The organism is Pseudophaeobacter leonis (assembly GCF_002087335.1).
Taxonomy (GTDB): Bacteria; Pseudomonadota; Alphaproteobacteria; order Rhodobacterales; family Rhodobacteraceae; genus Pseudophaeobacter; species Pseudophaeobacter leonis.
In genome coordinates this window covers 26,845-39,800 of the sequence record NZ_MWVJ01000002.1, presented here as the reverse complement: position 1 = coordinate 39,800, position 12,956 = coordinate 26,845, and the positions used below count along the sequence as shown (strand labels likewise).

The 12,956-nt window shown below is 58.3% G+C and carries 13 protein-coding genes and 3 pseudogenes; 11 read left to right on the top strand and 5 right to left on the bottom strand.

Annotated features, from left to right (window positions below; all coding sequences use genetic code 11):
• Positions 1-9 precede the first annotated feature (9 nt).
• From B4968_RS01155 to ureG, 3 genes are read left to right on the top strand one after another with little or no spacing between them, the layout of a single operon-like run.
• Complete coding sequence (locus tag B4968_RS01155; protein WP_083095899.1) at positions 10-483, top strand: urease accessory protein UreE; 474 nt, start codon at positions 10-12, stop codon at positions 481-483.
• Positions 428-1,150: an urease accessory protein UreF gene (locus B4968_RS01150; RefSeq protein ID WP_338153181.1), complete on the top strand. Its 723-nt coding sequence runs from the start codon at positions 428-430 to the stop codon at positions 1,148-1,150. The genes B4968_RS01155 and B4968_RS01150 overlap by 56 nt, the downstream gene beginning before the upstream one ends.
• Positions 1,147-1,776 (top strand): urease accessory protein UreG, encoded by a 630-nt coding sequence (ureG, locus tag B4968_RS01145; protein ID WP_083095897.1) that lies wholly within the window; start codon positions 1,147-1,149, stop codon positions 1,774-1,776. The genes B4968_RS01150 and ureG overlap by 4 nt, the downstream gene beginning before the upstream one ends.
• Here ureG and B4968_RS01140 read toward each other — a convergent pair.
• On the bottom strand, positions 1,715-2,761 hold the full coding sequence (locus B4968_RS01140) for a LysR family transcriptional regulator (protein ID WP_241525488.1): 1,047 nt from the start codon (positions 2,759-2,761) through the stop codon (positions 1,715-1,717). The two genes, ureG and B4968_RS01140, sit on opposite strands and share 62 nt — an antisense overlap.
• 154 nt (positions 2,762-2,915) lie before the next feature.
• On the opposite strand from B4968_RS01140, the gene B4968_RS01135 reads away from it, so the two are divergent.
• From B4968_RS01135 to B4968_RS01125, 3 genes are all read left to right on the top strand, one after another.
• A complete protein-coding gene (locus B4968_RS01135) occupies positions 2,916-3,128 on the top strand; it encodes a YjiS-like domain-containing protein (RefSeq protein ID WP_083095895.1) in 213 nt (70 codons plus the stop codon).
• Positions 3,125-3,391 (top strand): DUF1127 domain-containing protein, encoded by a 267-nt coding sequence (locus B4968_RS01130; RefSeq protein WP_083095894.1) that lies wholly within the window; start codon positions 3,125-3,127, stop codon positions 3,389-3,391. Before B4968_RS01135 ends, B4968_RS01130 begins: the two co-directional genes overlap by 4 nt.
• Before the next feature lie 457 nt (positions 3,392-3,848).
• The gene (locus B4968_RS01125) at positions 3,849-4,691 is read left to right on the top strand and encodes a fumarylacetoacetate hydrolase family protein (protein ID WP_083095892.1); all 843 of its coding nucleotides are present in this window, start codon (positions 3,849-3,851) and stop codon (positions 4,689-4,691) included.
• 189 nt (positions 4,692-4,880) lie between these two features.
• Here the strand turns inward: B4968_RS01125 and B4968_RS01120 are convergent.
• Positions 4,881-5,800, bottom strand: a pseudogene (locus tag B4968_RS01120) (nucleoside hydrolase).
• Between the two features lie 295 nt (positions 5,801-6,095).
• Positions 6,096-7,192, bottom strand: a pseudogene (gene ychF / locus B4968_RS01115) (redox-regulated ATPase YchF).
• Between the two features lie 267 nt (positions 7,193-7,459).
• On the opposite strand from ychF, the gene B4968_RS01110 reads away from it, so the two are divergent.
• From B4968_RS01110 to B4968_RS01100, 3 genes and pseudogenes are all read left to right on the top strand, one after another.
• The gene (locus B4968_RS01110) at positions 7,460-7,954 is read left to right on the top strand and encodes an acyloxyacyl hydrolase (protein WP_083095891.1); all 495 of its coding nucleotides are present in this window, start codon (positions 7,460-7,462) and stop codon (positions 7,952-7,954) included.
• Positions 7,955-8,092: 138 nt separating this feature from the next.
• Positions 8,093-8,883: pseudogene (gene trpA / locus B4968_RS01105) on the top strand (tryptophan synthase subunit alpha).
• Positions 8,884-9,060: 177 nt separating this feature from the next.
• Positions 9,061-10,224: an alpha-hydroxy acid oxidase gene (locus tag B4968_RS01100; RefSeq protein WP_083095889.1), complete on the top strand. Its 1,164-nt coding sequence runs from the start codon at positions 9,061-9,063 to the stop codon at positions 10,222-10,224.
• Positions 10,225-10,314: 90 nt separating this feature from the next.
• Here the strand turns inward: B4968_RS01100 and B4968_RS01095 are convergent, their stop codons facing one another.
• A complete protein-coding gene (locus B4968_RS01095; protein WP_241525487.1) occupies positions 10,315-11,028 on the bottom strand; it encodes an HTTM domain-containing protein in 714 nt (237 codons plus the stop codon).
• Positions 11,025-11,450, bottom strand: coding sequence for a hypothetical protein (locus tag B4968_RS01090; RefSeq protein WP_083095888.1), 426 nt, complete (start codon positions 11,448-11,450; stop codon positions 11,025-11,027). Before B4968_RS01090 ends, B4968_RS01095 begins: the two co-directional genes overlap by 4 nt.
• A 197-nt stretch (positions 11,451-11,647) precedes the next feature.
• On the opposite strand from B4968_RS01090, the gene B4968_RS01085 reads away from it, so the two are divergent.
• Both B4968_RS01085 and B4968_RS01080 read left to right on the top strand, forming a co-directional pair.
• Positions 11,648-12,280 carry a 50S ribosomal protein L25/general stress protein Ctc gene (locus B4968_RS01085; RefSeq protein ID WP_083095886.1) on the top strand — a complete coding sequence of 211 codons (633 nt, stop codon included), beginning with the start codon at positions 11,648-11,650 and terminating at the stop codon, positions 12,278-12,280.
• A gap of 224 nt (positions 12,281-12,504) precedes the next feature.
• Positions 12,505-12,714: a peptidyl-tRNA hydrolase gene (locus tag B4968_RS01080; protein ID WP_083095930.1), complete on the top strand. Its 210-nt coding sequence runs from the start codon at positions 12,505-12,507 to the stop codon at positions 12,712-12,714.
• Positions 12,715-12,956 lie beyond the last annotated feature (242 nt).

Genomic DNA, 12,956 nt, shown 5'->3' with positions numbered 1-12,956 from the left:
GAGGCATCCATGACCACACTTCCCCTGGCCCAGATCGTCCATCGCCACGCCGCCAACAGCGCGCAGTCAGAGTGCTGCGCTCTTGATTACACCGAGCGGTTCTTGCGGCGCAAAAAACTGGTCACCACCGCAGGCAGGCCCTTTCTGGTCGACCTTGAGCAAACCACCTCGCTGAACCACGGCGACTGCCTGGAGCTGGACGACGGCACCTTTGTTGAGATCAAAGCCGCCCCCGAAGAGCTGCTGAAGGTGACCGGCCCCGATCTGGTACGTCTGGCCTGGCACATCGGCAACCGTCATACGCCCTGCCAGATCAATGCCGACCATCTGCTGATTCAGGCCGACCCGGTGATCGGTCACATGCTTGAGCACCTTGGCGCCAGCCTTGATCACGTGACACAGGCCTTTAGTCCCGAAGGCGGCGCCTATGGGCATGGCCGCACCCATTCGCATGAACATGTCGCAACTGCGCATGAACACTAGCACTGCCACAGGAACTGGGACTGGTTCTGGGACTGGCCTGCTGACCCTGGCGCAGTGGCTGTCTCCCGCCTTTCCGGTGGGGGCCTTTGCCTATTCACACGGGTTGGAAACCGCGATCCAGTCCGGCACGGTTGCAACGCCTGAGGATCTGCAGCTCTGGCTGTCAGATCTGCTGCACCACGGCAGCGGGCGCAATGACTGCATCCTGCTGCGTGCGGCCTATGCCAGCGCCAATTCCGCTGCTTTGGCCCATGTGAACGCAACAGCTCTCGCCTTTTGTGCCAGTGCTGAGCGCCGGATGGAGACCGAGCTGCAGGGGGATGCCTTTTGTCAGACCACCGCTGCTATTTGGGGAGGAGAGCTGAAAGGCCTTGCCTATCCGGTCGCCGTTGGGGCAGCCGCGGCGCGGCTGGAGCTCGATCTGACCCTGACAGCCGGGCTGTATCTGCAGGCCTTTACCAGCAACCTTGTCTCGGCGGCGGTGCGCCTTGTGCCACTGGGCCAGACCGCCGGGCAGGCCGTTCTTGCCGCGCTGACACCTGACTGCACAAAAATCGCGCGGGACACGCAGCACAGCACATTGGACGACCTGCAGAGCAGCGCCTTTTTGTCCGATATTGCGGCAATGACCCATGAAACTCTTCAACCAAGGATATTTCGCTCATGACACGTCTGAATGGCCCGTTGCGCATTGGGATCGGGGGGCCTGTTGGCGCCGGTAAAACCACCCTGACAGCCTCCCTCGCCCGGGCTTTGCATCCGAATATCTCTATCGGTGTCATCACCAATGACATCTACACCCAGGAAGACGCCGAAGCCCTGATGCGGATGCAAATTCTGCCGCAGGATCGCGTCATCGGTGTCGAAACAGGCGGCTGTCCCCACACCGCCATCCGCGAGGATGCCTCGATCAATCTGGCCGCCATCGCCGAGATGCGCAAACGCCATGCGGATCTGGAGGTCGTGCTGATCGAGAGTGGTGGCGACAATCTGTCAGCGACCTTCAGCCCCGAGCTGGCTGACCTCACGATCTATGTGATTGATGTGGCTGCAGGCGAGGAAATCCCGCGCAAGGGCGGCCCTGCCATCACTAAATCCGATCTTCTGGTGATCAACAAAACCGACCTTGCACCACATGTTGGCGCCAGCCTGGACGTGATGAAGCGCGACAGTGAAAGGATGCGCGGCAAGCTGCCGTTCGCCTTCTGCTCTCTGCGCCACGACGAAGGCATCAATGAAGTGCTGAGGTTTGTGGCCGAGATGGGCGGGCTGCGCTATGAGGTGCCTGCCTAGCCTGCCCCCGTGCCACGGCCCGTGTTATCACGCCTGTGTCGCCACGGCCTGTATTGCCTCCACCCGGGGTGGCCAGGCCGCGCGCTGTGGCAGCGTCATCGGTTAAAATGCGCTGCCATAAAGTCCACAAAAACACGGATCTTGGGGGCCATTTGCTCTTATCCGCAAAGATCACCGCCACATCCGCATGTTTTTGCGTATAGGCCGGAAACAACCTGACCAGCTCGCCGGTGGCGATTTTTTCGGCAACGATATAGTTTGACAGCCGGGCAATACCCAGGCCGGCCAAAACGGCGCGATAAACCGCGTCGGCGCTGTTGCCGACAAAATTTCCGGCAGCATCAACCCGGTGTTTGACCTGATCCAGCTCGGCCTCCCAGGCATTTCTGCCGACAAAGTTAGAGGTCCGCAGGCAATTGAACCGTGCCAAATCGCCAAAGCTCTTGGGGGTGCCGTGCTTCGCAAGAAAGCTGGGGGAGGCACACAGCACACGCTCATTCTTCAGGATCCGGCGCGCCACGACATTCGGATTCGTCAGCTGCTCAGCAAAGCTGATCGAGACGTCAAAGCTCTCTTCTTCCAGGGCAATCTGTCGGTCGCTCAGCTCTAGTGAGACTGTAATTTCGGGATAAAGATCAAGGAATTCGGGCAAAGCGGTGATGAGCTGGTATTTGCCAAAGGCAACGCTGGAGGCAACCCGCAACACGCCGTTGGGCTTGCCTTTCTGGTTGGAAATATGGGCTTCCGCCTCCAGCATGGCAGCGGCCACCGCCCGGCATTTTTCATAATAGTCCCGGGCTTCATCGGTCATGGAAACCCCGGTTTTTGAGCGATGCAGCAACCTGTACCCGACATGATCCTCCAGGTTTCGAATTTGCTTACTGACGGCCGAGGGCGTTTGTCCACTCGCCCGCGAGGCCGCTGAGATACTGCCCAGTTCCACGACCTTCACAAAAGCCAGCATCTGCGAGGAAATATCCATCATGCGGCGGTACCCTTTCCAATTTGGAACATCCCCTATGCATATTTAGAGGATTGGAGATCTTGTTCGTTAGCGGTATTGCTGCAGTGCGGCACAAATACTGCGTCGCAGCAATCAAAATGAGGAGGCCTGAAGTCAATGGCATTCATACACACCAATGTTCGCCCAAAAATTGATCTTGGGTTCCCTGCGTTGGCGCCTGGCGCAAATGCTGTCTGCCGTGAAAGCCGCAAAGCTGCGCCGCGACCTGTATCTCTCCACCCTGTCTGAGCTTCGCGGTCTTTCAGACCGGGAGCTTGCTGATCTTGGCATACCTCGCGCTCACATTCGCAGGATCGCTCTTGAGACCAGTCGAAAGGACAAAACATGAAGTATCCTAGCAACACCCTCCCCGGTGCAAAGCTTTGGCTGCATCTCGGACAGGTCGCGACTTTGGTATCCGGTGCCTCACTCGACATTTTGTCGAAAGCGCGGAGCGGATTGGCGACATTTCTGTCCAATGTGCAGACCGCCAAGATGGAATCGGTTCTGAACCAGATGTCCGACAAAGAACTGGCGCAAATCGGAATCACCCGCAGTGGGATCAAGCGCCATGCGCAATTCCTGCTGTCATACGAATACGACGGTCTGTGACCCCGACGCTTGCGGTGAAACGTCACTGACCCTTCACGAAATCAATGGCCGCTCTGCATGGTCGGCAGTGACAGGTATCAGGTCTCGCTCCTCCCAGAGTCATCCTGAAACCGCACTTTAACGGTTCTTCCTCCCGGAGCCCGTTAAAACCAGGGCCAACAGATTCTCCTCCTCCCGAAGCTGTTGGCCCGACCTTCTCTCCCCCTCGCGAAACAGAGCTGAATCTTGCCCCTCCGGCCAGCTGCGTCACAGCCAGATTACAGGTTTCAGCGGGCTGATGGGGCAGCCCTCGCTGCGGTTTTGGCAACATTCTGGTTGCGCCCTGCAGGCCACTATGCAGGATCTCTCCAATCACCAAGCCGACAGCAGGGCAGTCCCGCCATGCGCGTTGCCGCTGTCATCCCCTGGCCCCATGCTTTGGCATGGACGCGGGATCACCTGAACGGAGAATACTGATTTGAAGCTGCTACGATTTGGCCCCAAAGGGCATGAGAAACCCGGACTGTTGGATGGCAGCGGCACGGTGCGGGATCTGTCCGCCCATGTCGCCGATATTGCCGCCGACACCCTGAGCGATGCAGCTCTGGCAAAGATTGCAGCCCTTGACCCAAAAACCCTGCCCGCCGTTCAGGTGGACCGCTACGGCCCCTGTGTTGCGCAGACCGGAAAATTCATCTGCATCGGCCTCAACTACTCTGATCATGCCGCCGAGGCTGGCATGACTGTGCCGGCTGAGCCGGTGATCTTTGCCAAGGCCACCTCGGCCATCTGCGGCGCCAATGACGACATCGAGATCCCGCGTGGCTCATCCGCCACCGACTGGGAGGTCGAACTGGGCGTGGTGATCGGCAAGGAGGCAAAATACATCACTGAGGCCGAGGCTCTGGAGCATGTCGCGGGCTATTGCGTCATCAATGATCTCTCAGAGCGGGATTTCCAGATCAAACATGAGGGGCAATGGACCAAGGGGAAATCCGCCGATACCTTTGGCCCCATCGGCCCCTGGCTGGTGACCCGTGACGAGGTGCCGGATCCGCAGAACCTCAGCATGTATCTGGACGTGAATGGCATCCGGGTGCAGACTGGCTCTACCGCCACCATGGTTTACGGCGTTGCCCATATTGTCGCCTATCTGTCGCGCTTTATGAGCCTGCAGCCGGGGGATGTGATCTCTACCGGCACCCCGCCCGGCGTGGGCATGGGGATGAAACCCAATCCCGTCTACCTGAAAGCCGGGGATCAGATGGAACTGGGCGTCGAGGGTCTGGGGGTCCAGATGCAAAAGATCGTGCAGGGTTAATCCCCCAGGCCGCTTCAAACCCGGCTGTCAAAACAAATGGGGCTACGGCACAGCCCAGCCCCATTTAGCCGTCCAGTTTGCCTGTGCCCTTTTTGCCTGTGCCCTTTTACCGCGCCCCGATCAGGAAACTGCATCAGGCAACAGCGCCAGACCGGCGCAACAGGGCCAGACTAGGGCAAAAGCGCCAGACTAGGGCAAAAGCGCCAGGCGTTCGAGAAACAGTGATTTTACGGCCCCGGCGTCAACTTGCATGCAGACAGAGACCGCGTCGCGGCTGCCCTTGTCAGCCACCACAGTGGCGCCGATCTCTTCGCCGCCGCAGACCACCCGGACAGGTGTCTTGCGGGTTTCAAAAAGCTCTGGATTGCTGCAGGCGATCACCGCCGCCGGATCATGCAAAGAGCAGCCGTCGAACTTCCCGACCGAGGCATAAAAGGACAGGTAAAACTCGGACATGCGCTGCACCATGCCCCCCAAGGTGGGCGACTGCGTCGCGATGGAGGCAAAATCTTCCTTGGTGCACAGAATACGGTGGGTGACATCCAGCCCCACCATCACCACCTTGTTACCAGCGCCAAAAACCACATCTGCCGCCTGCGGGTCATGATAGATATTGGCCTCCGCATGCGGCGTGACATTGCCCCCCTCCTCCAGCGAGCCCCCCATAATGACAATGCGTTTGAGGTTTTTGACAAACTCCGGGTCGCGTTGCATGGCCAGGGCAATATTGGTCAGCGGCCCAATCGGGCAGAGCACCAGCTCTCCTTTGTGTTCGCGCGCCATGCGGATCAGGAAATCGGCAGCCTCTTCATCGACAGGCAGCCCCTTGGGGGTCTCAGAGGGGATGTCGCCAAAGCCCTCAACCCCATGCACCCGCGCCGATGGCGAAATGGCGGCAGTGAGAGTGGCTTGTCGGCGCCATGGGCCACCGGCACAGACAGCTCCACCGCCTCAAGCAGACGCAGGGCGTTACGGGTGGCGACCTCGGTTGTGACATTGCCAAAAATCGTGGAGAGCCCCAAAAGTTCGATATCCGGAGCGGCGGCGGCATAAAATATTGCCATGGCATCATCAATGCCGGGATCCGTGTCGATAATGAGTTTGACCATAAAAGTTTCCATCTCGGTTCTTGCGTCCGCCTAGCACTTGCCCCGGCGCTGCTGCAAGCCCAGCCAGCCAACCACAGGGCCGTAGCGGCAATCGTTTTTCAGCAGACCCACAGAAAACCGCCCGCGCAGGTCATCTGCACGGGCTGTGTCTTTAGGTGGTGCCTGTAGGTCGTGCCTGTGTGGTGCCTGTGTGGTGCCTGTGTGGTGCCTGTCGGCTCTCTCGTATGGGCAGTCTGGAGTGGTGTCAGTTTCCGTGCCGACCATGCCTGCACAATGCCCGCACAGTGACAAAATCCTATTTGCTGAACAGGAAGTGCATCACATCGCCATCCTTGACGACGTAGGATTTGCCCTCGGCGCGCATCTTGCCCGCTTCTTTGGCCCCCTGTTCGCCATTGCAGGCAATGAAGTCCTCAAAGGCGATGGTTTCGGCCCGAATGAAGCCTTTTTCAAAGTCGCCATGAATAACACCGGCCGCCTGGGGGCCTGACGTGCCCGCACGAATGGTCCAGGCACGGGCCTCTTTCGGCCCAACAGTGAAATAGGTTTCCAGATGCAACAGCTCATAGCCCGCGCGGATAAGCCGGTCGAGGCCCGCTTCCTGCAGGCCCATCTCTTCGAGGAACATCTGTGCCTCATCCGCCTCAAGCTGGCTGATTTCTTCTTCGATCTGGGCCGAAATAATTACATGCGCATTGCCCTGCGCTGCAGCCATCGCGGCAACTTTGGCAGAATGTTCGTTGCCATCGACCGATTCCGACTCACCTACGTTGCAGACATAGAGCACCGGTTTGGTGGTCAGCAGTTGCAACATCCGCCAGGCCTTGGCGTCGTCTTCGTCGACCTCAATGAGGCGTGCGGGCTTGCCATCTTCCAGCATCGCCTGCGCCTCAGCCAGCAGACGTTCCTGTTGCACGGCCTCTTTGTCGTTGCCTTTAATCTTGCGCACCAGACCGGCGCGGCGCTTCTCGATGCTCTCAAGATCCGCCAGCATCAGCTCTGTCTCGATGGTTTCAGCATCCGCCACCGGGTCGACGCGACCGTCGACATGGGTCACGTCACCATCTTCAAAGCAGCGCAAAACATGAGCAATTGCATCGGTTTCGCGGATATTCGCCAGAAACTGGTTGCCCAGGCCTTCGCCCTTGGACGCGCCTTTGACCAGCCCTCGATGTCAACAAAGGTCATCCGGGTCGGGATGATCTGTTTGGAGCCGGCAATCGCTGCCAGCTGGTCCAGACGTGCGTCCGGAACGCCGACCTCTCCCACATTGGGCTCGATCGTGCAGAACGGAAAGTTCGCCGCCTGCGCCGATGCTGTTTTGGTCAACGCGTTGAACAAGGTCGACTTGCCGACATTCGGCAGGCCCACAATTCCCATTTTAAAGCCCATATCGGCCTCCTGATGCCACTTGGGAATGGCTTCTAGGCAGCATTGGCTTCCGGCGCAAGGCAGCTCTGTCGTCCAGAGCCCTGTCTGCATCCGGTCTGCACCCTGTCTGCATCCTGTCGTCATCCAGTCACCATCCCGAGAAAAGCTGCAAATTTGGCCGCAGCAGATCTCGTTTTTGCTGTGGAAGAGGTTTAACTCGGTACTAGCGACATTATATCCGACAAAATTTGAATATCCGACAAAATTTGACCATGCTTCGGGGACGAAATGAAACGAAATATTCTATTCTGTGCAGCCTTGATTGCAGGCTTTGCCCAAGCCGCAACCAGCCAGGAAATTGTTCTTGGCGCAGGCTATACCGACTATTCCCTCAATGGCGCCGAGGATGGCGCAATTTTCTCGCTCGAATATCTTCACAGCCCCTTTTACGAAAAGGGCCGCTTCTCTGCCCGCCTGGCAGGCGTGATTGAGGTCGCAGAAACCGGAGATGCATTTATCGGCGGTGGCGTCAGCGGCAATTGGGATCTGCAGCACAACTGGTTCATCGAGGCCAGTGTATTGCCGGGTGCCTATTCTGAAGGCATTACATTCAACGATCTTGGCTCAACCTTTGAGGTGCGCAGCCAGATCGCCGTTGGCAAGCGGTTCAACAATGGCAAAGCCCTGTCGCTTGCTTTGGGTCATAAATCCAACGCCTCGACAGGCCGGATCAACCCCGGCGTCAATGCGGTGATGCTGCGCTGGCATGTTCCGCTGAACTGACACGACAAGGCGCAGTTCGGGTACAGAGCAGCACTGTGAACCGAACTGTGGGCCGTTAAGTGGGCGGGATTGAGGGCGGGATTGATTTCCCCTACAACTTTGGGCAAACCAGAGCAGTATGTTGCAAGAGGCCTGACCATGACCCGTATTGACGCTAAATTCGCCGAACTCAAAGCTGCCGGCAAAAAGGCCTTTGTGTCCTATGTCATGGCGGGTGACCCCGATTATGAAAGCTCGCTGGAGCTGGTCAAAGGCCTGCCAGCGGCAGGGGTTGATATTATCGAGCTGGGCCTGCCCTTTACCGACCCGATGGCAGATGGCCCGACCATTCAGCTGGCAGGTCAGCGCGCCCTGGACGTCGGCATGACCCTGGAAAAAACCCTGCAGCTGGCAGCCGATTTCCGCCAAACGGACAACACCACACCAATCGTTCTGATGGGCTATTACAACCCGATCTATAATCGCGGCGTCGACAAGTTCCTTGTGGATGCAAAAGCGGTCGGCATCGATGGTTTGATCGTGGTGGACCTGCCACCCGAAGAAGATGACGAGCTTTGCATTCCAGCCCAGAAGGCCGGCCTGAACTTCATCCGTCTGGCAACACCAACCACCGATGATGCGCGCCTTCCCAAGGTGCTACAAAACACCTCTGGCTTTGTCTATTACGTGTCGGTGACCGGCATCACTGGCGCCGCTGAGGCCCAGGCCGACACTGTCGCCCCCGAAGTGGCCCGCATCAAGGCCGCCACGGATATTCCCGTCATTGTGGGCTTTGGCATCAATACACCCGAAAAAGCGAGAATATCGCCTCAATTTCAGATGGTGCCGTGGTCGGCAGTGCCATCGTGAGCCTGAGTGGCGCCGGCAAGACAACCCGCGACGTTCTGGATTTTGTCAAAACGCTGGCAGACGGCGCCCACCGGGGCTGAACCGGGGCTCATCGGGGCTCATCTGGTCCCTCAAGGCAGACGCAGAACGGCAAAGCCGCGCCCCAAATTCGGCTTTGGAGGTGCGGTTTTTGCGTCGGCGCGGTCCTGTGAACAGTATTGCAACCTCGCCCCCGAATTGGTAAGGAATCCTTACCAGGTAATAGCGAGGACTGATCCGTGCCGGTAATCACAAATATTCAGGACCTGAAACGCATCTATGAGCGCCGTGTGCCGCGGATGTTTTTTGATTATGCCGAAAGCGGCAGCTGGACCGAGCAGACCTTTCGCGAGAACACCTCTGATTTTGAACAAATCCGCCTGCGCCAGCGCGTCGCGGTCGACATGTCAGGGCGCAGCACCCGTGGCCAGATGATTGGCAAAGAGGTCGCCATGCCGGTGGCTTTGGCGCCAGTTGGTCTGACCGGCATGCAGCATGCCGACGGCGAGATCAAAGCAGCCCGGGCGGCAGAGGAATTTGGCGTGCCTTATACGCTGTCGACCATGTCGATCAACTCGATCGAGGATGTCGCCGAGGCCACCACCAAACCCTTTTGGTTTCAGCTCTACACCATGAATGACGAGGACTATGTCCGCCGTCTGATTCAGCGCGCCAAGGATGCCAAATGCTCGGCTCTGGTGATCACGCTGGATCTGCAGATTCTGGGCCAGCGCCACAAGGATCTGAAAAACGGCCTGTCCGCGCCGCCAAAGCTGACGCCAAAAACCATTGCCAATCTGATGACAAAATGGACTTGGGGTCTGCAGATGCTGGGCGCCAAACGGCGCGAATTTGGCAATATCGTGGGCCATGTTGAGGGCATCTCGGACGCATCCTCCCTGGGGGCCTGGACCTCGGAGCAGTTTGATCTGTCGCTGGACTGGGGCAAGATCGCCAAGCTGAAAGAGATGTGGGACGGCAAGGTGATCCTGAAGGGCATCCTCGACGCGGAAGACGCCAAAATGGCGGTAAAGGTCGGCGCGGATGCGATCATTGTGTCAAATCACGGCGGCCGTCAGCTGGATGGCGCGCTCAGCTCGATCCGGATGCTGCCACAGATTCTGGATGCTGGCGGCGGCGAGGTCGAAGGCATCCTGGACAGCGGTATTCGCTCTGGTCAGGACGTCCTGAAAGCGCTGGCCATGGGGGCCACCGGCACCATGATCGGGCGGGCCTATATCTACGGGCTTGGCGCTATGGGACAACAGGGCGTGACCACCGCGCTGGAGGTCATCCAAAAGGAGCTCGACACCACTATGGCGCTGTGCGGCGAGCGCAATGTTGCAGATCTGGGACGGCACAATCTGCTGATCCCCAAGGGTTTTGAAGGCAACTGGCTTTAAGGCAACTGGCTTTAAGGCAACGGGCTTTAAGGCAAAGGTCAGGACTGATCCTGATTGCCCTGCGTTAAAAAATCCGGCCCTGGAACCAAATCAGGGCCGGATAGGCACAGAGCCAGATCCAGAAAAACCTGTTGAGGCAAAAAAGCAGGCGTTGGAGAAATGAAATCCGGCGGCACAGAGCAGCGCCAGTTTCAACGCGACCGGGTGCAATAGCGCCAGCGGAAACAGCAGCTCGAACAGCATCACGGTCCAGCCCATCACAAACAGCAGGCGCGGATGGTCAGCCCAGCTCCGCAGAGCCTCGCTGACGGGATAGGCGGAAAAGCGGAAGACATCGCGCAGCGCCTCGCCCCTTTGCCATTCCGGATTGATCACCTTGATCCAGCCCGAGACAAAATAGGACAGCACCAGCTGCACCGCCAGATAGGACAGCGCCATCTCCTGCCAAAACGGCGTCGTGGAGAGATGCGCCAGACTGAGACAGGAGAGGATCAGCATGGTCATCTTGTCACTGCCGCCATTATACGGCCCCTGATAGCGCCAGAGCATCGCGAGGCTAATGACCCACAGCCCCCAAACCGGCCAGGCTCCGCCAATCCCCAGCGCCATAACCAGACAGAGCAGCAGCCTCGCCCCAAAGATCGCGCGGTCGCCGCGCAGCAGGTGCTCAAGGCTTTGCTGCGCTATGGCAAAGGCTAGCAAAAGCTGCATCCAGCCCATCGCCTGGCCTGCCGTAAATCCCTCCGTTAAACCCGCAGTAAACCCCGCCGCAAGCCCCTGCTCTAAAACCGCTGCCCCGTTCATGCCGCTTCCTCCTGCAGGCCGGCGAGCGGCACCGGGGTACTTTCATATTCCACCAGCTTCACAATCCGCGCCCCCTCGCGCGAGACAAAAACCAGCCGGAACTGCAGCAGTTGCGGCCCCTTGGGCAAAAGCCGCGCCACGCGCGTGTTGATTTCATCCAGACTGTGCTGGCTTGGCGCCTCGATCAGCCGTTCAGCGCAGCTGACCAGATACAATTGCTCGTTCCAGTCCGGGTTCCACAGCATCCGCCGCAGTATCTGAGCAAAGCTGAGATGCGCTGGCCGGGGGCGATCCTCATGCCAGTCGCCTGGCTGCTCGCCCAAAATAAGGCGGTATTCAATCCGCGGCGACGGGGCCACGGTCTGGAAAAACCGCCAGGAGGGAATCACTGTTGGCAAAAAGAGGGAAATCAGGCGCAGCACGGGGGAGCCTCGGCTAAAAACGGGTTGTCGGCAGCATAAAACCTCGACTTTAACAGAGGGTTCCCATGCGATACTCGCCTCAGTGAGCTGTGAAAGCGATCGGTACTTTTCAAAGCCAACATTCTGGTGTAAGCGCAGGCCTTCACGTGGGGTGACAGCCTTGGAGGCACCCCGCATAGATATATTGGAGAATTCAAATGGCAAAAGAGATTCCTGATCTCGTCGCCGAGGAACGTGTGGGGACGGGCAAGGGCGCCGCTCGCGCAGCACGTCGTGCTGGTATGGTTCCTGGTGTTGTTTACGGTGGTGATACTGATCCACTTTCGATCCAGATCCCTTTCAACGTTCTGTTGAAAAAGCTGAAAGCCGGCAAATTCAAGTCCACTCTGTGGAACCTGAAAGTTGAAGGCCAGGAAGATGTGCGCGTGATCTGCCGCGACGTTCAGCGTGACGTTGTCAAAGATCTGCCAACCCACCTGGACCTGATGCGCCTGCGTCGGAATTCGGAAATCAACCTGTTCATCCCGGTTGAATTCATCAACGAAGACACCTGCCCCGGCATCAAAAAAGGCGGCATGCTCGCCGTGGTTCGTCCCGAAGTCGAACTGGTTGTCATCGCAGGTGAGATCCCTGAGAAGCTGACCGTTGACCTGGCAAACAGCGCTATTGGCGATGTGATCACCATCTCGTCGATCGAGCTGCCCAGCGGTGCACGCCCAACCATCGACCGTGACTTCGTTGTGGCAAACATTGCCGCACCTGGTGGCATCTCTGCTGCCGACGAAGACGAAGAAGAAGCCGCCGGTGAAGAAGCCGCAGCTGAAGAATAATATCGCCCTCCTTTTTGGGGAGTGATGAAACGGGGTCCTTCGGAGCCCCGTTTTTTTGTACCGGTTTTTTGTGCCGCTTTCTTGTGCCCTTCGGCTGCGGCAATGCACAAAAACTGGGGAAAAAACGGCAAAAAATCTAAAGAGAATGTTACCGCGCGCAAACCTCTCCTTTGCAATTGATCGGGCAAACTCTACCTACTACCGTGGTGGGGAGTGGATGTGAGATGATGAATCAATTAGAGCAGGAAGAGGCAGCGCTGCGCAGGCGGCTTCTTTTCAGAATGTTGCGGGGGTTCAATTTTGATGCCCCCCGGTTTGGCCATGAGACCATATCGGAGCCCATTCCACGCCATCTGGTGGAACGTGACTCCGCCAACGCCCTGCGCAAAGAGCTCTCTCGGCGCATGTCCGCGCAGCAGCCTCTGCGGTCCTGAAGCATGTGCTGACGCACCGATTGCGCGCGCTATTTGTTTCGTTTCAGTGCCCTCCCCTTTGGGAGGCCTCATAGGGAGCGCGCCTGCGTCCCCTATGCCCTCTTTCGTCACAGGGGGAGGCGTGCCGTGGGGCCGTACATCGGAGCGACACTGGATATTTGCGACAAAACAGGTCATGAAGCACCCCAGACAGGCGAGAGGTGGCAACATGTCCAGGTGATCGCCGCCAGATTTTTGAGACG